At 60.5% G+C, this 20928-nt stretch carries 17 protein-coding genes; 11 read left to right on the forward strand and 6 right to left on the reverse strand.

Translation table 11 applies throughout. The annotated features are described in order from the left end of the window. Both AOA60_RS03520 and AOA60_RS03525 read right to left on the reverse strand, forming a co-directional pair. A complete protein-coding gene (locus tag AOA60_RS03520; RefSeq protein WP_099583223.1) occupies window positions 1-891 on the reverse strand; it encodes an SDR family oxidoreductase in 891 nt (296 codons plus the stop codon). Beyond that, complete coding sequence (locus tag AOA60_RS03525) at window positions 888-2426, reverse strand: NAD(P)/FAD-dependent oxidoreductase (protein WP_099583224.1); 1539 nt, start codon at window positions 2424-2426, stop codon at window positions 888-890. Before AOA60_RS03525 ends, AOA60_RS03520 begins: the two co-directional genes overlap by 4 nt. A 276-nt stretch (window positions 2427-2702) precedes the next feature. Here AOA60_RS03525 and AOA60_RS03530 point away from each other — a divergent pair, with 276 nt between their 5' ends. The 10 genes from AOA60_RS03530 to AOA60_RS03575 all read left to right on the forward strand — a co-directional run bounded on the left by AOA60_RS03530 (window position 2703) and on the right by AOA60_RS03575 (window position 16194). Continuing rightward, window positions 2703-3692 carry an alpha/beta fold hydrolase gene (locus tag AOA60_RS03530; protein WP_177411548.1) on the forward strand — a complete coding sequence of 330 codons (990 nt, stop codon included), beginning with the start codon at window positions 2703-2705 and terminating at the stop codon, window positions 3690-3692. 294 nt (window positions 3693-3986) lie between these two features. Then, window positions 3987-5267 (forward strand): alkane 1-monooxygenase, encoded by a 1281-nt coding sequence (locus AOA60_RS03535; protein ID WP_099583226.1) that lies wholly within the window; start codon window positions 3987-3989, stop codon window positions 5265-5267. 113 nt (window positions 5268-5380) lie between these two features. Beyond that, window positions 5381-5875 (forward strand): alkane oxidation protein activator PraA, encoded by a 495-nt coding sequence (praA, locus tag AOA60_RS03540; protein WP_099583227.1) that lies wholly within the window; start codon window positions 5381-5383, stop codon window positions 5873-5875. A 122-nt stretch (window positions 5876-5997) separates the two neighbouring features. Continuing rightward, window positions 5998-6492, forward strand: a complete 495-nt coding sequence (praB, locus tag AOA60_RS03545) for an alkane oxidation protein activator PraB (RefSeq protein ID WP_099583228.1) — start codon at window positions 5998-6000, stop codon at window positions 6490-6492. A 133-nt stretch (window positions 6493-6625) separates the two neighbouring features. Next, complete coding sequence (locus AOA60_RS03550) at window positions 6626-8083, forward strand: outer membrane protein transport protein (RefSeq protein ID WP_099583229.1); 1458 nt, start codon at window positions 6626-6628, stop codon at window positions 8081-8083. A 247-nt stretch (window positions 8084-8330) separates the two neighbouring features. Further along, window positions 8331-10856 carry an acyl-CoA dehydrogenase gene (locus tag AOA60_RS03555; RefSeq protein WP_099583230.1) on the forward strand — a complete coding sequence of 842 codons (2526 nt, stop codon included), beginning with the start codon at window positions 8331-8333 and terminating at the stop codon, window positions 10854-10856. 70 nt (window positions 10857-10926) lie between these two features. Beyond that, entirely contained in the window at window positions 10927-12270 is a 1344-nt protein-coding gene (locus AOA60_RS03560; RefSeq protein ID WP_099583231.1) for a 3-oxoacyl-ACP reductase, read from the forward strand. A gap of 3 nt (window positions 12271-12273) precedes the next feature. Beyond that, window positions 12274-13164 carry a MaoC/PaaZ C-terminal domain-containing protein gene (locus tag AOA60_RS03565; protein WP_099583232.1) on the forward strand — a complete coding sequence of 297 codons (891 nt, stop codon included), beginning with the start codon at window positions 12274-12276 and terminating at the stop codon, window positions 13162-13164. Further along, a complete protein-coding gene (locus AOA60_RS03570) occupies window positions 13161-14459 on the forward strand; it encodes an acetyl-CoA C-acetyltransferase (protein WP_099583233.1) in 1299 nt (432 codons plus the stop codon). Before AOA60_RS03565 ends, AOA60_RS03570 begins: the two co-directional genes overlap by 4 nt. Before the next feature lie 31 nt (window positions 14460-14490). Further along, on the forward strand, window positions 14491-16194 hold the full coding sequence (locus tag AOA60_RS03575) for an AMP-binding protein (protein ID WP_099583234.1): 1704 nt from the start codon (window positions 14491-14493) through the stop codon (window positions 16192-16194). 111 nt (window positions 16195-16305) lie between these two features. On the opposite strand, the gene AOA60_RS03580 is transcribed toward AOA60_RS03575, so the two are convergent. From AOA60_RS03580 to AOA60_RS03595, 4 genes are all read right to left on the reverse strand, one after another. Next, window positions 16306-17421, reverse strand: coding sequence for a Gfo/Idh/MocA family protein (locus AOA60_RS03580; RefSeq protein ID WP_099583235.1), 1116 nt, complete (start codon window positions 17419-17421; stop codon window positions 16306-16308). Window positions 17422-17744: 323 nt separating this feature from the next. Next, window positions 17745-18224, reverse strand: a complete 480-nt coding sequence (locus AOA60_RS03585) for a DUF6392 family protein (RefSeq protein WP_099583236.1) — start codon at window positions 18222-18224, stop codon at window positions 17745-17747. Beyond that, the gene (locus AOA60_RS03590) at window positions 18224-19687 is read right to left on the reverse strand and encodes an S-type pyocin domain-containing protein (protein ID WP_099583237.1); all 1464 of its coding nucleotides are present in this window, start codon (window positions 19685-19687) and stop codon (window positions 18224-18226) included. Before AOA60_RS03590 ends, AOA60_RS03585 begins: the two co-directional genes overlap by 1 nt. Continuing rightward, window positions 19684-20061, reverse strand: coding sequence for a PAAR domain-containing protein (locus tag AOA60_RS03595; RefSeq protein WP_099583238.1), 378 nt, complete (start codon window positions 20059-20061; stop codon window positions 19684-19686). Before AOA60_RS03595 ends, AOA60_RS03590 begins: the two co-directional genes overlap by 4 nt. Window positions 20062-20510: 449 nt before the next feature. Here AOA60_RS03595 and AOA60_RS03600 point away from each other — a divergent pair, with 449 nt between their 5' ends. After that, window positions 20511-20753 carry a DUF6124 family protein gene (locus AOA60_RS03600; RefSeq protein ID WP_099583239.1) on the forward strand — a complete coding sequence of 81 codons (243 nt, stop codon included), beginning with the start codon at window positions 20511-20513 and terminating at the stop codon, window positions 20751-20753. The last annotated feature ends 175 nt before the right edge of the window (window positions 20754-20928 follow it).

Genomic DNA, 20928 nt, shown 5'->3' on the forward strand with positions numbered 1-20928 from the left:
TCAGAGACGGGGTTCGTCGTTGGTTTCAAAGACCGGTCTGGGTTGCTTGGGCGCCATGCGCTTGCTGGCGAACACCACCAACGCTTGATAGGCCGCGGGCAGGCAACGGGCGAGCAGGTCGAGGAAGTACGCGTCGCGGCCGATCAGCACGCGGCGTTTGTTTTTGCGCACGCCTTGCAGGATGACTTTGGCGGCCTGGTCGGCATCGGTGATGAAGAGTTTTTCGAAATCGGCGCGGGCTTGCTGCTCGCTGTGGATCAGGAAGCCGGTCATGTTCGCGTCGATGCGGCTGCTGCGGCAGATGTCGGTGCGAATACCGCCGGGGTGCACGCAGGTGGCGGACACGCCGCAGCGTTGCAGGTCCAGCTCCTGGCGCAGCGCTTCGGTGAAACCACGCACGGCGAATTTAGTGGCGTTGTAGCCGCTCATCCCCGGTTGGGCGAACAGGCCGAACACGCTGGAGGTGTTGATCACATGGCCATCGCCGCTGGCCTTCAGGTAAGGCAGAAATGCCTTGGTGCCGTGGACCACACCCCAGAAGTTGATGCCGACAATCCACTCCAGGTCGGCATAGTCCACACCTTCCACTGTGCTGGAGAGCGCCACTCCGGCATTGTTGAACACCAGGTTGACCCGGCCGTGCTCCGCCACGCAGCGAGCCGCCCATTGTTCCATGGCCTGGCGATCAGACACGTCCAGCACCTGGGTCGTGATCGTGATCGGGGACAGGGTGGAGGTCTTGATCAGCGTCAGAGTTTGCTCCAGGCCCGAGGCGTTTTTGTCCGCCAGTGCCAGGTGGCAACCTTCCCGTGCCAGCGCCAGGGCCAATGAACGGCCCATGCCGGATGCCGCGCCGGTGATGGCCGCCACGCGACCGTTGAATGACTTCATGACAGGCTGCCTTCTGCGGTGGAATGGGGCGCCGTTGCCGGATGGGCGGGCGTATGGAGCGGTAACCGATCGACTACATAGTCCTTGAGCGCAAACTGTCGCGTGACTTGCTTGAAGCGCCATGTCGAGCCGGGCCACAGGGTGGTGTTCTTGCCGGTACGCGGGTCGATGTACCAGCTCTGGCAACCGCCGGTATTCCAGATGGTGCGCTTGAGCTGGTCTTGCAGTTGACGGTTGTAGGCCTGTTCCACCGCCGGCTTGACGTCCACCGTGGCGATGCGCTCGCGCTGCATCTGCCTGAGGGCGTCGAGGATGTAGGTCACCTGCGCCTCGATCATCAGGATCATCGAGTTGTGCCCCAGGCCGGTGTTGGGCCCGACGATCAAAAACAGGTTGGGATAACCCGGCACCGTAGTGCCCTTGTAGGCGTGGGCGCCGTCGTGCCAGGCGTCCATCAGGTCCAGCCCGTCGCGCCCGATGATGCAGTCCCGAGGCAGGGGATCGGTGGCCTGGAAGCCGGTGCCGAAGATCAGGCAATCGGCCGGGTGCTTGATGCCATCAGCGGTGATCACGCCGTCGGCTTCGACGCGCAGCACGGGCTCGGTGACCACCTCGACATTGCTGCGCGACAGCGCCGGGTAATAATCGTTGGAGATCAGCACGCGCTTGCAGCCGATGGTGTAGTCCGGCGTCAGGGTCTTGCGCAGGGAAGGGCGGGCGACTTGTTTGTGCAGATGGCGCAGGGCGATTTTCTGCACCATTTTCATCAGCCGTGGGTGCAGGGCAAAGCCCACCACGCGACCTTCCAGCGCCCAGTAAAAGGCGCTGCGCACCAGGCGCTGGGTGAAAGGAAGGTGCCTGAACAACCAGCGCTCGAAGGGCGATATCGTCCGGTCAGGCTTGGGCATGATCCACGGCGGCGTGCGTTGGAACAGGTCCAGGTGGGCCACCTGCGGCGCGATCTGCGGCACGAACTGGATGGCACTGGCGCCGGTGCCGATCACTGCCACGCGCTTGCCCTTCAAGGAATAGTCGTGGTCCCACTGCTGCGAGTGAAAGCTCTTGCCCTTGAAGCTGTCCAGGCCTGGAATCTGCGGCAACGCCGGGCGCGACAGGCCGCCCATGCCCGATACCAGCACCCGTGCACTCACGTGCCGGCCATTGCTGAAGCTCAATTGCCAGCGTTGCTGCTGTTCATCGAACACTGCGCGCTCAAGGCCGTTGTTGAAACGCAGGTAAGGCGCCAATTCGAAGCGCTTGGCGCATTGCTCCAGGTAGGCGCGGATTTCCGCCTGCGGCGCGAACTGCCGCGTCCAGTCCGGGTTGGGCGCAAAGGAAAACGAGTACACATGGGACTGCACGTCACAGGCGCAGCCTGGGTAGTGGTTGTCCCGCCAAGTGCCGCCGAGGGTGTCGGCCTGCTCGGCGATAAAGAAGTCGGTGAACCCGGCTTCCTTGAGTTTGATCGCCATGCACAGGCCGGCGAAGCCCGAGCCGATGATGGCGATGTCGATGGATTCACTGTGGGCATTCATAGGCTGTCCTTGATGGGCATCGGATGTGCTCCTGTTTTTGTTTTGTCTTTTAGATAAAACACCATTGCAAAGGAAAATTGAATTAATTATTTTAAAAAAGATTTTAAATAATCTACCTGAAAATATCGCCTACGCTAGGACCATGTTTGGTATGCACCCCTTGTCCGACGGACGAGCACGGCATGCATGAGGTTCAGGTCCAGGGTCTGGACGGTGGCTGAGGCCTTGACCAATTCCGGTCGGGTCGCCAGCAGCAGGGATGCAGAGGACCGAGCTATGGCTGTGGAGTGGGTTGCCGCTGCGGCGGGCGCAAGTGCGGTGTTATGGGGCTTCAGCGCCTGGATGACACGGCGCATCGAAGCCGCTGTCCCCATCAACGGGCGCTTTGTGGAGGTCGATGGCGAGCGCTTTCATTATGTAGAAGAGGGCAAGGGCCCACCGCTGGTGATGATTCACGGCTTGATGGGCAGCAGTCGCAACCTGACCTATGCCTTGTCCGGCCAGTTGCGTGAGCATTTTCGGGTGATCACCCTGGACCGTCCGGGGTCGGGTTATTCCACCCGTCATAAAGGCACGGCAGCAGACCTGCCGGCCCAGGCGCGGCAAATCGCGGCGTTTATCAATGTGCTGGGCCTGGATAAACCTTTGGTACTGGGGCATTCCTTGGGCGGGGCGATCTCCCTGGCCCTGGCCCTGGATCATCCCTCTGCAGTCTCGGGCCTGGTGCTGGTGGCGCCGCTGACCCATCCCCAACCCACTTTGCCGCTGGTGTTCTGGTCGCTGGCGGTGCGGCCGGCGTGGCTGCGACGCTGGGTCGCTCACACACTTACCGTGCCCATGGGCCTGTTGACCCGACGTTCGGTAGTCAAGGGTGTGTTCGCGCCGGACACCGCCCCCGAAGATTTCGCCACCCAGGGCGGCGGGCTGCTGGGCATGCGTCCGGACAACTTCTACGCCGCCTCCAGCGAGATTGCGCTGGTCAACGACTGCCTGCCGGACATGCTCAAGCGCTACCCGCAACTGACCCTGCCCATCGGCCTGATCTACGGTGCGCGGGACAAGGTGCTGGACTTCCGCAAGCACGGCCAGGCCCTTGCCGACAAAGTGCCAGGCCTCAAGCTGCAACTGGTGGAAGGATGCGGCCATATGCTGCCGATCACCGCCACGGCGCGGGTGGTTGAGGCGGTGTTGCAGGTGGCCAAGCGGGCGCGTCCGGCGCAAACGGCCACGGTCCTGCATCCGCCCTTTGCCCTGGCGAACAAATAATCGTGGCCCTGATTGCGGGTCTGGATGTCGCAAATGCCTGCCCTAGAGACCTGACCAAACAGCGAAAAAAGAGACTGTCCGGTCACGTCAAAAAGGCTTCGAAAAAGTAGTTGACGACCTAACGATTCCGCGTTATTTATTTAAAAAAATATTTCAATGTTTGTTTTGAAATGATTTTTGAAATGCCTAAGAGCGAATAAAAATGAAAAAAACGTCTTTTATCGCATGGTTGATTTCCCGGAGCCTTCAGCGCTCCCTGAACCTGTTTTCCACCTCCCTGCCAAGGAGGCTGCCATGAACCAGACTCTGGCAGCGCCAAGTGTGTGGACCGATGGCAAGCGCCACCTCTGGTGGTTGGGCATCATGCCGTTGGCCACGCCGCTGTTGTCCGGCTCTCTCGCCATTCTTACCGGTGTCCAGCAATTGTGGTGGGTCGGTGTTCTGGTGATCTTCGGCCTCATCCCGCTGATCGACGGCCTGCTCGGCGAAGACGTGAGCAACCCGCCCGAGTCTGCCGTCAGTCATCTGGAAACCCAACGCTACTACCGCTGGATCGTCTACACCGGCGTGCTGTTCGTCATCTCGTCGGTGATCATTACCGGCTGGCTGGCCGCTGGCGGTATCGAGTGGATCATCCAGGGTGGCCTGCTGCACGCCACCGCCAACCTCGACCCCGCCAACTGGCTGGTCCACGCCGCCAGTTACCTCACCGACCGCACGCAACTGCACGGCGCACCGAGTGGGTTTACCTACCTGGGCATGGCCATGTCGACCGGCGCCGCTACTGGCATCGCCATCAATACCGCCCATGAACTGGGGCACAAGCCCAACGCCCTGGAAGTGTTCCTGGCCAAGGTCACGTTGGCGCCGACCTTCTACGGGCACTTCTACACCGAACACAACCGTGGCCATCACGTGCGCGTCGCCACGCCGGAGGATCCGGCCAGCTCGCGCCTGGGCGAGAGCTTCTGGGCCTTCCTGCCGCGCTCGGTGTGGTTCAGCGCGCAGTCGGCGTGGAACCTGGAGCGCGAGCGCCTGCGCAAACTCGGCCTGCCGGCCTGGCACTGGAAGAACGGCGTACTCAGCGCCTGGATGTACAGCGTGGTGTTGTGGGGCGCGATGATTGCCTGGCTGGGAGTGGCGGTGATTCCGTTCCTGATTGTTCAGGGCATCTACGGGTTCTCGCTGCTGGAAGTGGTGAACTATGTCGAACACTACGGCCTTAAGCGCCAGAAGTTGCCCAATGGTCGATATGAACGCTGTTCGCCGCGTCACTCCTGGAACAGCAATCGGATTGTCACCAATATCTTTTTGTTCCAGTTGCAACGGCATTCCGATCACCATGCCAACCCCACGCGCAGTTATCAGTCATTGCGTCATTTTGATGAGTCGCCGCAACTGCCTTATGGTTACGCGAGCATGATTGTCTGGGCGTACGTGCCTTACTTGTGGCGCCGGCGCATGGATCATCGGGTGCTCAATCATTATGCCGGGGATATCACGCTGACCAATCTTCAGCCTTCACAACGCTTGAAGTATTTGGAGAAGTACAGCAACAGCGCCACGCCGTTCTGACATGCAGTAACCGTAAGTTGTGTACTCGGGGCCTTACATGCCGCGCAGGACGTTATCGCCCCGAGGAAGTGGTTTGACCCGAACAACAATAATTAAAGGGAAGGACGTACACCATGCAAACACCTGCCAAGTTCACCACCTATATTCTATTGGCTGCGCTGGGCCTGATCGCCTACCACCAGGCCCAGGCCGCCCGTATCGAACCGGCTGGCAGTGCCTTCACGGCCCAAGGCCCGATCAGCTTCTCCAAAGGTGCGCTGATCAGCGCCGATTGCACCATCAAGGTGGCCGGCAAGGTGGCGGCGGATGGTACTTCGGTGAATGTCGATAAAGTTGAATTCGACGGTGGCCTCAAGTGCAGCCGTGTCGAAGCCATCAACTTGCCGTGGGTATTGATCGCCAAGGACACCCGCAGCGGTTCCATGTCGAATATCAGCGTTGATGTTCACGCCTTCGGCCTGGGTGGCAAGTGCGGGCCTTCTACGGCGGATGGCACCTGGGATAACGCCACCGGCAAGTTGGAAGCCGCCAATGTACCGATTGGCGAAGACTGCAAGATCAAGACGGTGTCGATCAAGATGCCGCCGAACTTCAAAGTTGTTGAATAACGTGCAGCGGTAATTGAATTGAGATTTGGCTGGAAAGGGAAGTTCTGCAGTTTCACCGTGACCTCTCGTTCATGGCCATTACCCCCTGGCGAATGACTCGCCATTACATGTGAGGAAAAACAATGAAAAGCTTTAAAACTCTCGTGTCGTTGACTGCCCTGGCTGCTTGCATGGGTGCTGCTTCCATGGCGAACGCTTTCAGCATCTCTCCTGTGAGCACCAGCTTCACCGCGCCTGGCACGATCTCGGTGAAGTCGCCATCCTCTTTCCAGGCGACGGTTAACTGCGGCGCGACCTTTACCGGGAACGTCGATGCTACTGGCGTTGCGAAAATCACTGGCGTGTCGATCACCGGTGGCGGCCTCTGCGCGCTGCCTAAGATCACCGGCTTGCCTTGGACCCTGACCGCCACGGCGGCAGCGGCTGGCAACGTCACGAATGTGGGTTACACCATCGCCAGCACCTTCCTGTATCCAGCCTCCAATTGCGGGCCGTCCACCATTGCCGTGGGGTACTCGGGTGGCGTATTGACCGCCACCAACCAAACCTTGAGTGGCAGCTGCACCGTCGTCAGCCTGAGCGTTACTCCGAGCCCTGCGCTGACCATCGTGCCTTGATCCGAGGCTGAGAACGAAGGGCTGATCACCCGCTGAAAAACGGGCGCCTGAACCGGGCGCCCGTTCATGAATTGCCAGGCTGCAAGACGAACCGGTCATGCCGGCTCGCAGAGAGAATAATAAGGAGTGCCGCATGAATAATAAGAAACAACACGTGCAGGTTTTGCTGGGGCTGGCATTGATAGGCGGGGTGATGGTAACCGTGCCTGTCCAGGCTGGCGGCTTTTCAACACCCACCTTCGGCGCACCAGGATGGGGCCGTGCATTTGCGGGGGGTTCGCTGTTCAAGAACGACCCCAGTTCGGCCTTCAACAACCCTGCGGCCATGGCGTTTGTCGAGCACAACGTGGCGCAATTCACGGTCGACTACGCACGCATCAAAATCAAATACAAAGGCGAGGCCAACGATTACCTGGGTAACCCTACCTCCAATACGCCGATTGGGGCTGATGGTTTCCCGGACCTCTCTGCAACCACGGTGAATAACAATGACGGCGGCCAAGGGGGGTTCACTGCCTGGTTGCCGACGGGCTTCATGGTGATGCCGCTTGGGGATCGGTTTGCGTTCGGCTTGAGTCAAGTGGTGCCTCAAGGCATGCGTTCGACGTGGGACCAGGACTCCAAATTTCGCGATTTCGCCGTCGATACCAAGATTGAAACCGTGGGGTTGACCGGGTCGCTGTCCTTCAAGGTGAATGATCAGTTCTCTGTCGGCGGCGGCGTGATCGTTCAGCACACCAAGGGTTTCGTCAGCCAGAACATCGATCTGTTGGCGGCAGCGGCGGTTTCCCAGGATCCGATCCTCGGCAACCTCGACTTGCCGTCAGGCGTCGGTGATGCATTGATACGGGTCAAGGTCGACAATATTTCCACCGGCTGGTTTACCGGCCTGACGTGGAAGCCTACCGATAAAGACACGTTAGGCATCAACTATCACGCCAAGATCAAGAACAAGCTGACGGGCAAATACACCATTCGTGCAGACGCATTCTCGAATAACTTGATGACGGGCACGAATCCGTTCACTGGCAGCGGAACGCTGGTTGGCTCCGCCTATCCAGGGCTGGAACTGTTTCCCGACGGCGCCCATGCCAGCGTCCAACTGGACATTCCCGCCACTATCGGCCTGGACTGGGTGCACCAGTTCAATGACCGGTTCACCATGGGCGTGAGTGCGGTCCAGACCAAGTGGTCGTCGTTTAAAAACCTGACGCTTGAGTCGCGGGGCTCGGAGATTGTCTCTATTCCCTATAAATATCGTGACGTCTGGATGCTTTCCATTGGCGGTGATTACCGCGTGACCGACGAGTTGACGTTGCGCGCCGGTGTGGCCCTGGACCAGACACCTACCCGTAACTCGACCCGTGACCCGCGGATTCCAGACGGTGATCGGACCTTCCTGTCGTTGGGCGCCGGTTACGAGGTGAAAGCTATCAAGGGCCTGAGTCTTGACGCTGCGTATTCCCACCAGTTCGTAGAGGAGGTCAAGCTGAAGACCCAGAACGTCGATCGCCTGGGGGGCGCAAGCCTCAATGGTAAAGCCGAGTCGTCAGGTGATGTGGTGAGCCTATCGGCGACCTACGCTTTCTGACGTTTCACGAAGGGCGATGGAAGAGGGCACCAAGCGCATCTTGTTGCCTTCACCCAGTCGTTCGTCCTCGGTTGTTGATTGATCAGGCTGACCCGTTCAGCCGCTATTTTTTTGTCCAAGCATTAAATAAAAATTTCAAAACAAAATTTGAATTTGCTTTTCCAAGTTTGTAGTGTGGCTTTACGTGTCAGCCCATTCACGAGCTGGCGCGTCGTAGCCGTACCCTGAATCGAGTAGAGGTATCCCCATGGTTATCTGGTTATTGGTGGGTGTCGCAGCAGCGATTGCCCTGGCGTATCGACAAGCTGCCGCCGCGTTGTGGCTGGGTGTAGGCCTGGTCTGGCTGGCGATGGGTTATCTGCTCAATGTGGTTGCTGCGTTCGGCCTTACCGTCGCGGCGCTGCTGGTGATAGCACCTGCGCTGTTGATGACGATCAAACCCCTGCGCCGTACCCTGCTCACCAGCAAGGCCCTTGGCCTGTTTCGCACGATCATGCCGGCCATGTCCGACACCGAGCGTGCGGCTATCGAGTCCGGCACCGTGTGGTGGGACGCCGAGCTGTTCAGCGGCAAACCCGACTGGCAGCGCCTGCTGCAAGCCGCGCCGGCGAGCCTGAGCGCCGAGGAGCAAGCCTTCCTCGACAACGAAGTGGAAACCCTTTGTGACATCGCCAACGACTGGGAAACCACCCAGGTCTGGCAGGACATGTCCCCCGAAGGCTGGCAGTACACCAAGGACGCCGGTTTCCTCGGCATGATCATTCCCAAGCAGTACGGCGGCAAAGGCTTCTCCCACTATGCGCATTCGCAAGTGGTGATGAAGCTGTCGACGCGCTGCTCGGCGGCGGCGATTTCGGTGATGGTGCCCAACTCCCTTGGCCCAGCCGAACTCCTGCTGCATTACGGCACCGATGCCCAGCGCAATTACTACCTGCCGCGCCTGGCCCGTGGCGAAGACATCCCGTGTTTTGCGCTCACCAGCCCGTATGCCGGCTCGGATGCCGGGGCCATTCCCGATTTGGGCATCGTCTGCAAAGGCGTGCATGAGGGTGAGGAAGTGCTGGGCTTCAAAGTGACCTGGGACAAGCGCTACATCACCCTCGGCCCGATTGCCACGGTGCTGGGCCTGGCGTTTCGTGCCGAAGATCCGGACGGCTTGCTGGGCGCGAAAGGTTCGCTGGGCATCACCTGCGCGCTGATCCCGACGTCCCATCCCGGCGTGAACAGCGGTCGTCGTCACTGGCCGCTTAACGCCGTGTTCCAGAACGGCCCGACCACCGGCAAGGACGTATTCATCCCACTGGAATGGGTGATCGGCGGCCGCGAGCAAGTCGGCAATGGCTGGCGCATGCTGATGGAATGTCTGGCCGCTGGCCGCGCCATTTCGTTGCCGTCGGCCAACGTCGGCCTGGGCAAGGTTGCGGTGCGTGGTACCACGGCGTATGCCGCGATGCGCAAGCAGTTCGGCCTGCCCATCGGCAAGTTCGAAGGGGTGCAGGCACCGCTGGCGCGCATGGCTGGGCATTTGTATGCCTGCGATGCGGTGCGCAAGGTGTCGGTGGCCTCCCTGGATGCCGGCGAGAAACCGTCGGTGATTTCGGCCATCGCCAAATACCACGTCACCGAGCGCGCACGCATCATCGTCAATGACGGCATGGACATCGTCGCCGGCAAGGGCATCTGCATGGGGCCCAACAACTTCCTGGCCCGCGCCTATCAGCAAAGCCCCATCGCCATTACGGTGGAAGGCGCGAACATCATGACCCGCTGCCTGATCATCTTTGGCCAGGGCCTGATCCGTTGCCATCCCTATGTGTTCCGCGAAATGGAAGCGGCGCGCAACCCGGACCGGCGCAAGGCGCTGGAAGACTTCGACACGGCGATGTTCGGCCACGTGAGTTTCGTGCTGGCCAACACCGTACGTGCGGTGGTGCATTCGCTGACTGGCGGGCGACTGATTTCCGCACCGGCCAAGACCGAGCCCGCGCTGGCGACCTACTACCGCCAGGCCAATCGTCTGTCGGTGGTGTTGGCGTTGATCTCGGACATTTCCATGGGCGTGCTGGGGGGCGCCCTCAAGCGCAAGGAAAGTATCACTGGGCGTCTGGGGGATATTCTGTCGCAGCTGTACATCTTGTCCTGCGTGCTCAAGCGCTTCGAGGATGATGGCCGGCCTCAGGAAGACCTGCCGCTGGTGCATTGGTCGGCCCAGGACGCGCTGTTGCGTGCCCATGAAGCCCTCGCTGAAGTGCTGGCTAACTACCCTTCGAAAGCCGCCGCCGCCGTGGTGCGTGGTCTGACATTCCCGTTCGGCATCCCGCTGCGCAAGCCTTCGGATCGCCTGCTGGCCCAGGTGGCCGATGTGGTGCAGACACCGGGTGAAACCCGCGATCGGTTGCTGGCCAATTCCTACATTCCACGGCCGGAAATCGACAAGCTGGCGTACGGCGAGTTGGGCTTCCGTCTGCTGCCACAAGTGGAGCTGATCGAGGCCCGACTCAAGCCTGCGATCAAGCAGGGCGTGCTCGAACCGATGCCGATCTCTGCCACAGCCTTCACCTCCTGGCGCGTCAAGGCCAGGGCGCTGGATTTGATCAGCGACGACGAAGACGCCTTGCTCGGCCGTTATGTGGAATACGCCGACCACGGTATCCAGGTGGATGACTTCCCTCAGGACTTCGGTTTGCTGGAGGCGTTGCAGCAGCGCAAGCAGGCGCTGGAGCCGGCCCCCAAACGTCGCACCAGCCAAGGCGAAAACGCCTCGGTCAACTAGAAAAATCGCGGTCCGCGTGGGCGGGGCAAGCTCCCTCCCACTGCGGCCCGTGTTGTGAGTGGATCTATCTATGAGTGACAGCTACCTATCGTTCGTCAATTCCCCTTGGGGCCGGCGCCTGGCCCAGGCGGTCGGCTTGCCGCAACCGCTGCCGCTTCAGCGCCATCGCAGCGATCAACCAGGCTTGGCCAACCCGGTGATTATCGCCGGGGCAGGGCGCCTGACGGCTCAGGTGCAACGCTTCTTCAGCAGCACCGATACCGTCGCCGCCACCCCGGCGACGCTCAAGGCGCCCTCGACAGGCAAGGTGCAGGGCGCGGTGTTTGATGCCAGCGCTGTGGTCGACCTGAAACAGCTGGATGAGCTTTACGAATTTTTCCACGCCAATGCCAAACGCCTCGGCCAACACGGCCGCGTGGTGGTGCTCGGCACCGCGCCGGAACATTGCCAGGACTTGCCCCAGGCCATCGCCCAGCGTGCCCTCGAAGGCCTGGTGCGTTCGCTGGCCAAGGAGCTGCGCCGGGCGATCACCGTGCAACTGCTGTATGTGGCGCCGGGCGCCGAAGATGCGCTGGACAGCAGCCTGGGTTTCTTCCTGTCGCGCCGTTCGGCCTATGTGTCGGGGCAAGTGGTACGGCTGGACAAACCGGTGGACGGCAACCCGGGCGTCAACGGGGAGAAGCCCTTCGCTGGCCGACGTGCCCTGGTCACCGGCGCGTCCCGTGGCATAGGTCTGGCCATCGCCCAGGTCCTCGCGCGTGATGGCGCCCATGTGGTGTGCGTGGACGTGCCCCAGGCTCAGCAATCGTTGGAACAGGCCGCCGCCAGCGTCGGTGGTTCTGCGTTGCCGTTGGACATCACTGCGCCTGAGGCCGCCTCGTCTTTGCTTGCGCATGTCAGCCAGTACGGCGCGTTCGATGTGGTGGTGCACAACGCTGGCATCACCCGTGACAAGACCATCGCCAAGATGCCCGAAGCGGCGTGGCGCAGCGTGCTGGCGGTCAACCTCGACGCGCCGGTGCACCTGAGCAACGCCTTGCTGGACAACCAGGGCCTTAACCCCGGTGGTCGCATCGTGTGCGTGTCATCGATTTCCGGCATTGCCGGCAACCTCGGCCAAAGCAACTACGCCACCTCCAAGGCCGGCGTGATCGGCCTGGTGCAAGGCCTCGCGCCCCGCGCGGCCAGGCAGCAGGTGACGGTGAATGCGGTGGCGCCGGGGTTTATCGAGACCCAGATGACCGCAAAGATCCCGTTGATGATTCGCGAAGCAGGGCGGCGCATGAATTCCATGAGCCAGGGCGGGCAGCCCATCGATGTGGCCGAGACCATCGCCTGGCTGGCGCACCCGGCTTCGGGCGGCGTCAACGGCCAAGTCGTACGCGTGTGCGGCCAAAGTCTGCTGGGAGCCTGAGCCATGGACTACCTGACCCAGATTGTCGACCCGCCGCCCTCGCGCACGCAGCTGCTGTTGGACGGCGTGCGTGCCCTGCGCAAGCCCAAGCTCGACGGCGAACCGCTACTGCCCAAGGAGCGCCTGGTGCGTTCGGCGGTGGAGTTGTCCGCCGTCGGCATCGCCGCCTATGGCCGCGCCTGCGGTTTTCGTCGCGAGCAGGGCGTGCCGCTGTCCTATCCCCACGTGCTGGCGTTCCCCTTGCACCTGATGCTGCTGACCCGACCAAGCTTCCCGTACCCGGCCAGCGGCATGGTGCACCTGGCCAATCGCATCCGTCAGCACCAACGCCTGCACGAAGGCCAGGCCTTGCGCCTGGAGGTGTATGCCGAGCGTTGGGTCGCCCACCCCAAGGGCCAGGCGCTGAGCATCGCCACCCGCGCCTACAGCGCCGGCACCCTGGCTTGGGAAAGCGACAGCCTGTACCTGCGCCGCGACGTCAAGGACCCGGTCGGCGAACCATGGGACGACGCGTTGCCGTTGCAGGAGCACGGCCTGTTGCGCACCCAACGCTGGGTGTTGCCCGCCGACCTGGGCCGGCGCTTCGCCAAGGTCTCGGGGGACTTCAACCCGATTCACACCTCGGTGATCGGCGCGAAGCTCTTCGGCTTTCGCCGCGCCATCGCCCACGGCATGTGGACCTTGGGCCGCGCCCTGGCCGCCCAGCAACCGCCTGGTGGCCTGGCTCAGGCCGAAGCCCATTGCGACTTCAAATTGCCGATTTTCCTGCCCGGCCAGGTCGCCCTGTGGAACCACCCCGCAAGCGGCCCGCGCCGTGAGTTCGAAGTGCGTGATTTCGCCGGCGACAAACCCCATATGCGCGGGCTATTTGTCTGGAATGAGAGCCCTACATGAGTGACTACAGTTTCAATCCGGCCCCGACCCGCCGTGTGGCGATCATCGGCGGCAACCGCATCCCGTTTGCCCGTTCCAACACGGTGTACGCCCACGACAGCAACCAGGATCTGCTGGTCGCGGCGCTGCAAGGCCTGATCGACCGTTACAACCTGCACGGCCAGCGCCTGGGCGAGTTTGCTGCCGGGGCCGTGATCAAGCATTCGCGGGATTTCAACCTGGCGCGTGAATCGCTGCTGTCCACCACTTTGTCTCCAGACACGCCGGCCTACGATGTGCAACAAGCCTGTGGCACCGGCCTGGAAGCGGCCTTGCTGGTGGCGAATAAAATCGCCCTGGGCCAGATCGAAGTAGGCATTGCCGGCGGCGCCGATACCACCTCCGACGCGCCCATCGGCATCAACGAATCCCTGCGCCACACCTTGCTCGCGGCCAACCGTGCCAAGGGCCTGGGCGACAAGCTCAAGACACTGTTGAAAGTGCGGCCGTCGATGTTCTTCAAACCGCTGCTGCCCCGCAACGGCGAGCCGCGTACCGGTTTGTCCATGGGCGAGCACTGCGAAGAAATGGCCAAGCGTTGGCAGATCAAGCGCCTGGCCCAGGATGAACTGACCCTCACCAGCCACCAGCGCCTGGACGCGGCCTACACACGTGGTTTCTTCGACGACCTGATCAGCCCCCATCGCGGCCTGGCCCGGGACAACAACCTGCGGGCCGACGCCAGCCTGGAAAAACTCGCCGGTCTGGCCCCCGCCTATGACCGCCAGAATGGCACCCTCACCGCGGGCAATTCCACGCCCCTGACCGATGGCGCCTCGGTGGTGCTGCTGGCCAGCGAGGAATGGGCGGCTGCCAACGGCTGGCCGGTGCTGGCCTACTTGCGCACCGGCGAAACGGCCGCGGTGAATTTTGTCGATGGCACCGAAGGCCTGCTGATGGCCCCGGCCTATGCGGTGCCGCGCATGCTCAAGCGCGAAGGCTTGAGCTTTGCCGACTTCGATTTCTTCGAAATCCACGAAGCCTTCGCTGCCCAGGTGCTGTGCACCCTCAAGGCCTGGGAAGACGCGGACTATTGCCGGGAACGGCTGGGGCTGGACGCGCCGTTGGGCCCCATCGACCGCGCGAAAATGAACGTCAACGGCGGCTCACTCGGCTGCGGCCATCCGTTTGCTGCCACTGGTGGCCGGCAATTGGCGGCGCTGGCCAAGGCCATCCATGAGCGCGGCGGCGGGCGTGGGTTGATCTCGATCTGTGCGGCGGGCGGGCTGGGCATTACCGCCATTGTGGAAAAGTAGCGCTACCCAAAATAACAACAAGGAGACTGCCATGAACGCTATCAGCCAGGAACACACCGAACGGGTGTGGTTGAACGCCTACCTGCCCGGCGTCCCGGCAGACATCGATGCCGCCATTGAGGATTACCCGTCGCTGCGGGAAGTCTTCCTGGAGCACCTGGAAAAATTCCGTGAGCGTGTAGCCTACGTCAGCATCGGTACCGAAATGACCTACGCCGACTGGAAGGTCCAAGGCGTTGCATTCGCCGCTTGGCTCCAGGGCCAGGGCGTGCAGCCGGGCGACCGTGTGGCGCTGATGATGCCCAATTGCTTGCAGTACCCGATCTGCCTGCTGGGCACCCTCCTGGCCGGTGCGGTGGTGGTCAACGTCAACCCGCTGTACACCGCCCATGAGCTCAAGCACCTGCTCAAGGACAGCGGCGCCGAGACCGTGGTGATCTTCGAGAATTTCGCCCACACCCTGGAGAAAGTGGTGGCCGGCAGCAGCGTCAAGCGCGTGGTGATCGCGGCTATCGGCGATCTGCTCGGCACCTTCAAGGGCGCGGCGATGAACTTCATCCTGCGCCGTGTGCAAAAGCAGGTGCCGGCGTTCACGTTGCCGGGTGCGGTGCGCTTCAATCAAGTGTTGAAACAGGGGCGGGCGCTCAACCACTTCCCGGTGAGCATGGTCCTGGATGACCTGGCCTTCCTGCAATACACCGGCGGCACCACGGGCGACGCCAAGGGCGTGATGCTCAGCCACCGCAATATCATCGCCAACCTGTTGCAGGCCAAGGCGTGGGTCGGTGATCAACTGGACCAGGACAAGCAGGAAACCAACGTCACGTTGCTGCCGCTGTACCACATCTTTTCCCTGACGGTGAATTGCCTGATGTTCATGTGCCTGGGCGGGCGCAACATCCTTATCGCCAACCCGCGGGACGTGAAGCGGGTGCAGATGATCCTGCGCAAGGAACGCTTCAACGGCATTGCCGGGGTCAACACTCTGTTTAACGGTTTGTTGGAAAACAAGGAATTCTGCGCGCGGGATTTTTCCGACCTGCGCATGGTGATCGCTGGCGGCATGGCCACCCATACCGCAGTGGCCAAGCGATGGAAGGAAGTTACCGGGCTGCCGATCATCGAGGGGTATGGCCTGACCGAATGTTCGCCGGTGGTGAGCATCAGCCCCATCGATATTGCCCGCATGCGCGAAATGGAATTCACCGGCAGCATCGGCGTGCCGTTGCCGTCGACCTGGGTGCGTTTCGTGCGTGAAGACGGCGAGCTGGCCGACATCGGCGAACAGGGCGAACTGCAGGTGCGCGGCCCGCAGGTGATGCAGGGCTACTGGAAACGCCCGGAGGCGACTGCTGAAGTGCTGGATGCGCAGGGCTGGTTGTCCACCGGCGACATCGGCGTGATGGACCCGCGCGGGTATATCCGCCTGGTGGACCGCAAGAAGGACATGATCCTGGTCTCGGGTTTCAACGTTTACCCCAATGAAATCGAAGACGTGGTCGCGATGCACCCTGGCGTGGGCGAAGTCGCGGCGATTGGGGTGGAGGATGGGGTGACGGGCGAGAAGGTGAAGATCATCGTGGTGCGCAAAGATCCGCAGCTGACTCAGGAACAGATCCTCGCCCACTGCCGGGAGTACCTGACGGGGTACAAGGTGCCCAAGTATGTGGAGTTCCGCACCACTGAATTACCCAAGACCACGGTGGGCAAAGTGCTTCGAAGGGCCCTGCGCTGAGTTGAAGATTTTGGTTATCCAAGTGTGGGAGCTGGCTTGCCTGCGATAGCGGTGTATCAGTCACATCGCCATCGCAGGCAAGCCAGCTCCCACAGGGTTCGGTGGCGTGGTTTAGAGTGCGTTCACTGTTACCCAGCGTTCTTCGAGGGCCGCCACACGAATCGCCGTCGCCAGCCGCTCAACCTCCCATGCCGCTTCAAAGTCAGTGCCATCCGCACCTTCGCCAGCCACAGCCATGATCAACTCCTGCACTTCGAGGGTCTTCAACTCGTTGTACCCCAACTGGTGTCCCGCCGCCGGGCTGAACGCTGCATAACCGGGCAGGGCCGGGCCGGCCAGCAGACGCTGGAAGCCGTCCTGGCCGACGCGGCACAGGCGCAGTTCATTCAAACGTTCCTGGTCGAACGCCAAGGTGCCTTGGGTCCCGCTGATCTCGAAACTCAAGTGGTTCTTGTAGCCATGCTTGAGCCAACTGCTGCTCACCGTCCCGCGCGCGCCATTGGCGAAACGCAGCAGGGCGTGTACCTGGTCATCCACGGCAATAGGTTTGAGTGCGTTGCTGCCTTTGACCGCCGGGCGTTGGGCGTGGACGGTCTGGGTGTCGGCGCACACGCTGAGCACATCGCCGACCAGGTAGCGCGCCATCGACAGCAAGTGGCTGCCCAAGTCGGCGAGGGCGCCGCCGGCATGTTCCACTTCGCAGCGCCAGGACCATGGCGATGCTGGATCAGCCATGAAGTCTTCGCTGAACTCGCCCTGGAAACTGATGAGTTCACCCAACTCGCCGCTGGCAATCAGTTGCCGCGCCAGGGTGATCATCGGGTTGTGCTGGTAGTTGTAGCCCACCCGCGTGACCACCCCGGCGGCACTCGCGGCGCGGCGCATGGCGTCGGCCTGTTCCAGGCTGACCGCCAGGGGTTTTTCGCAGTACACCGCTTTGCCGGCAGCCATCGCGGCCATCGCCATGGGGTAGTGCAAATGGTTGGGCGTGGTGATGGCGACGACATCGACCTTGGGGTCGTTGATCAACGCTTGCCAGTCGCCATGGGCCTGTGCAAATCCCCAGGCGGTGGCACAGCGCTGGGCGCGTTCGGTGTCGGCATCGGCCAGGGCGGCCAGCTTCAGGGTGACTGGCAGTTCGAATACCGCCCGGGCATTGTTGAACGCCAAGGCGTGGGCGCGGCCCATGAAGCCTGTGCCGATCAAGCCGATTCCGAGTTCACGCATCGTCGTGGTCCTTTGGATTATTGTTTTTCAGGAGGGCTATTAATGGAATAAAAATTCGTAAAACTCAAGTCTTGGAAAAATAATTCATTTTTGGCGATGATCGTTCCCCGTAACTGCCCGTGCAGGAAGGAGGACGCGAATCCTCCTTCGATTTTCCCCGGACACTAGTGACGCTCTGCATGGCAACGCCGCCAGGGACGCCCCGCGTCCCGCTGTTCAAACGCATGCCCACTGGCGAAACTGAAAACGGTGAGTAAGGGGACGCACTCATTTATTAGTTGATAACTGCGCTTCTTCTTTTCGACGTTTCTTCCGGCGCTGGCTTAGCCATGACTTGTATTGATCAGAGAGAAGCCCATACTGCAGACCCTATCGTCGTTACGATATTGAAACCCGAGAAGAATATTTGGGTAGCCGAAATTGCCCATACGATAAGTATCGCTGCCACCGTATCCCCGGGAGCGTAGAATTTTAATTGGCTCCTTCGACTCGAAAGGAGTCCCAAACATTGCTCGAACACCGATTCGGCTCATACTAAGTGTGAGCGGAGAAGGTAACTCGCCGGTGTAAAGGGCGGCGCCATCAAACATGCTAATCAGAGAAAAAAGAATTTTTGCGAGCACTTCAGTTTCTGTTTGAAACCATAACTCAACACCCTGCTCTGGTTTCTGTATCAGATACTCATTGTCACGACTTTCTATTGAGGGTGTTAAAGGTGTGTTCGTAATCGCACCCTCAGCGAAAAGTTTGGCATGAGTAGAGCCAAGCCCCGCCATCAAGTGGTTGATAGTCACGACATCCATTAATACCATCCTTGTTCTTGATTAATTTTATGCATTTTGACTCGGGCCTCTTCCAGGCTGCTTTCAGTGAAGCCGTCCTTAATCATATAAGGTCTAATTACATCAAAATTGCGGTCTACAGCCGCTCGAAGATTGTCGGCATCTAAGAATTGCTTAACTTTATTGTTGCGCCCGCCGTACGTCTCGCTGTATTTTTTATGGATATGGGCAGGAATAGCAACGCTGGCAACTTGCATTAGCAGTTCACTGATTTCGTAATCCATAAGCACTATAGAGGCGTCCTCTAGATATCGTCTGATAGCTGCCTGCGAAGGCATATGGTCAACATGCAATCCGTTGCGCGGTCTGCCACTGAATGCACCATAGACGTCTACTTCTAACGGCTTCACAGCCGGCTTGGCAAACACTAAATACAACGGCGGCAAACCCGAGTCCGCAGGAAACGAAATAATTGTATCCTGCCAGGTAACGTCCTCAGCTTCCCGACCTGGGTAGTGACTGATTACCGAATCTTGCCCCACTGCAACCGGATGAACGAATAAATTATCCAGGCGTTCCGGTGTACCCGGATACGGGCTCGGCGCACTGACCACCGGCCCATGGTTCGGCGTCCACGTGATGCTGATGCCATCGAGCACCGCCACCATCGCACTGTTGTCCGCATTCCACCGGGCGTGCGCAACGGGCACACGATCAGCGCCACTCTCAGGCTTGGTATGTATGCCATAAACACGCAGTTCACCTGACTCATCCTGGCGAAACTGAAAACGCACTCGCGTACTGGCCAAGCGCAAATTCGCCAACTGCTCCGGGGTATACAGCGTTGAATCACCCATATCCCGTGGCCAAAAAGCCAGCAACACGACATTGAGTGCTGAACTGGCTCCGGCAAGCCCGCGTACGGCCCAGGCACCCAGGTCGCTGCCAAGTGTTCCAGCGACCCTGCCGACAGTGCCCGTTGTACCGGTCGAAGCCATGACGGCCGTGGTACCAAAGTTTTTAGCGTGTTCAGGGCTTGTTCCCACAGCCGTGGAACCGACCGGCACCGAAACGCATGACTTGGCGAACACACACGCCTCAGCGGCACGATTCGCCGCGCCGGGTGCGGAGAAGTTGGTAGCGGGCGGGTTAGGTGTGTTTAGCCCTGTCCAAGTGAAGGTGTCACGTTGAGGTTGTGTTTCGAACACTTGAGACTTGAAGCGCTGGCAGGCGATGAGCTCCGGTGGCGGATCGCATTTGCATATACACAAATCACCCTCAAGCGCAGCTTGTTTGCCGCCCCACTCTTCGTGCAGATGAGGGCCAGCGAGTGCAATGAAGCCTTCGGTGCCGCATGCCGGGCAAGCAACCCGGTCACCCTCCCTGGCGATCATTTGGCCGTTGAAGCTGGTTCGCTCCATGCCGCTGATCACTTCGCCGCCTACGGTTGTCTTCGCGCCCGTCATGATGTTGTAGCGCCTCACATCTCGCTCTCCACGCGATATCCAGGCTGTAGAAGGCCAGGGATGCCATCGTCCGCGTACTCCACCACCTGAGCCAGGTTTTGCAGGCTGCCCGTCACGGTGTCGCCGTTGTCGGTAGCACTGCCGACAATTGCGATTGGCAGGCCTTTGTAGGTCGCCGCGAAACCCGCTCCTGAGATAATTTCGCTCTCTTTGCCATCGGGATACCGCACCCGGTCGCCGACGCAAGCGACCCGCAAGTCATGAATTTCGAGGCTGGTGCTTGCAGTAATGACTTCGCCGCCCATGCGTGTTTTGGAACCGAGTGTTACGTAGTCATAGGTGGCTTTGACTGGGCGAGTTGATTGTTGGATTTCAGTATCGGTGTCCTTCATGTCCTTTCCTTTTTTAGGGCGCGCGCGGGCTCAAACACCGTCATGGTGTTGAGTCGTGCAAAGGGGTGGGGGCGCCGCAAAGGCGCCAGGCAGATGCTGCGTAATGATGGAAAACCAAACAACTGACCGTTCGGTTAGGTATTGGTAAAAACAGAAACCTCCGACAAGGTTTTGAGGTTGTCCCTAGGACACTCAATCTCTAGTCTCCGTACACCGCTGCAAACGCAGCGGTCGGGCGTCGCGGCCCGGTTTACTACGGAGCAAAAGCACCATCTCCCCTTTCAGTAAGCGTTTTTTTATCGTCTACTGTGCGGCGCTATGGCGGCTGTGCGCGGGATACCTTCGGGTATGCCGGGTTGCTCCTAGACCGGTCCGCGAACCTGCGCACAGCTGCCACCTTCCATCGCGTCGCGGCGATCAGTGGCGGCTCCACTTTTAGGAGCTTCACAATGATTAAACCAAGCCCCAATCCCCCCATCCGTCTGTTCACCGTAGCCGACGGATTCAGTACCGAAGACCTGCTGGTCAACCTCAGCGAAACACTCGCCTCGGCCAATGCGCTGAGTTGCGATTTGGCCTTTGACATGGAAGGTTCGAAACGTGAGGAGTCGCTCGGCGTTGCGCAGTTAATCGAACTGGCACAGTTATTGGCTGATCGAGTACTCACGGTGTCAGGACAGGTAAGCCCGTGAGCTGACGGCCCGTTCCCACGCAAAGTGAACGCGGAGGGTGGGAACGATCAAATTTGCCCGCTGACAATCACCCCGGCGAATGCAGCTATATTCACCACGTGGCCAAAAGCCGCCAGTTAACAAAAGATAACGTAGCGCCGATTGTCAGACGATTCCAAAGCCCGATAGGATGGCC

This window comes from Pseudomonas sp. 2822-17 (assembly GCF_002742485.1).
Classification (GTDB): domain Bacteria; phylum Pseudomonadota; class Gammaproteobacteria; order Pseudomonadales; family Pseudomonadaceae; genus Aquipseudomonas; species Aquipseudomonas cyclaminis.

Coding starts and splice junctions, on each gene's coding strand:
- AOA60_RS03550 (WP_099583229.1), top strand. CDS start 6,626: ATGAATAATAAGAAACAACACGTGCAGGTTTTGCTGGGGCTGGCATTG.
- AOA60_RS03520 (WP_099583223.1), bottom strand. CDS start 891: ATGAAGTCATTCAACGGTCGCGTGGCGGCCATCACCGGCGCGGCATCC.
- AOA60_RS03580 (WP_099583235.1), bottom strand. CDS start 17,421: ATGCGTGAACTCGGAATCGGCTTGATCGGCACAGGCTTCATGGGCCGC.
- AOA60_RS03585 (WP_099583236.1), bottom strand. CDS start 18,224: ATGGATGTCGTGACTATCAACCACTTGATGGCGGGGCTTGGCTCTACT.
- AOA60_RS03600 (WP_099583239.1), top strand. CDS start 20,511: ATGATTAAACCAAGCCCCAATCCCCCCATCCGTCTGTTCACCGTAGCC.
- AOA60_RS03535 (WP_099583226.1), top strand. CDS start 3,987: ATGAACCAGACTCTGGCAGCGCCAAGTGTGTGGACCGATGGCAAGCGC.
- praA (WP_099583227.1), top strand. CDS start 5,381: ATGCAAACACCTGCCAAGTTCACCACCTATATTCTATTGGCTGCGCTG.
- AOA60_RS03555 (WP_099583230.1), top strand. CDS start 8,331: ATGGTTATCTGGTTATTGGTGGGTGTCGCAGCAGCGATTGCCCTGGCG.
- AOA60_RS03575 (WP_099583234.1), top strand. CDS start 14,491: ATGAACGCTATCAGCCAGGAACACACCGAACGGGTGTGGTTGAACGCC.
- praB (WP_099583228.1), top strand. CDS start 5,998: ATGAAAAGCTTTAAAACTCTCGTGTCGTTGACTGCCCTGGCTGCTTGC.
- AOA60_RS03570 (WP_099583233.1), top strand. CDS start 13,161: ATGAGTGACTACAGTTTCAATCCGGCCCCGACCCGCCGTGTGGCGATC.
- AOA60_RS03565 (WP_099583232.1), top strand. CDS start 12,274: ATGGACTACCTGACCCAGATTGTCGACCCGCCGCCCTCGCGCACGCAG.
- AOA60_RS03530 (WP_177411548.1), top strand. CDS start 2,703: ATGGCTGTGGAGTGGGTTGCCGCTGCGGCGGGCGCAAGTGCGGTGTTA.
- AOA60_RS03560 (WP_099583231.1), top strand. CDS start 10,927: ATGAGTGACAGCTACCTATCGTTCGTCAATTCCCCTTGGGGCCGGCGC.
- AOA60_RS03525 (WP_099583224.1), bottom strand. CDS start 2,426: ATGAATGCCCACAGTGAATCCATCGACATCGCCATCATCGGCTCGGGC.
- AOA60_RS03595 (WP_099583238.1), bottom strand. CDS start 20,061: ATGAAGGACACCGATACTGAAATCCAACAATCAACTCGCCCAGTCAAA.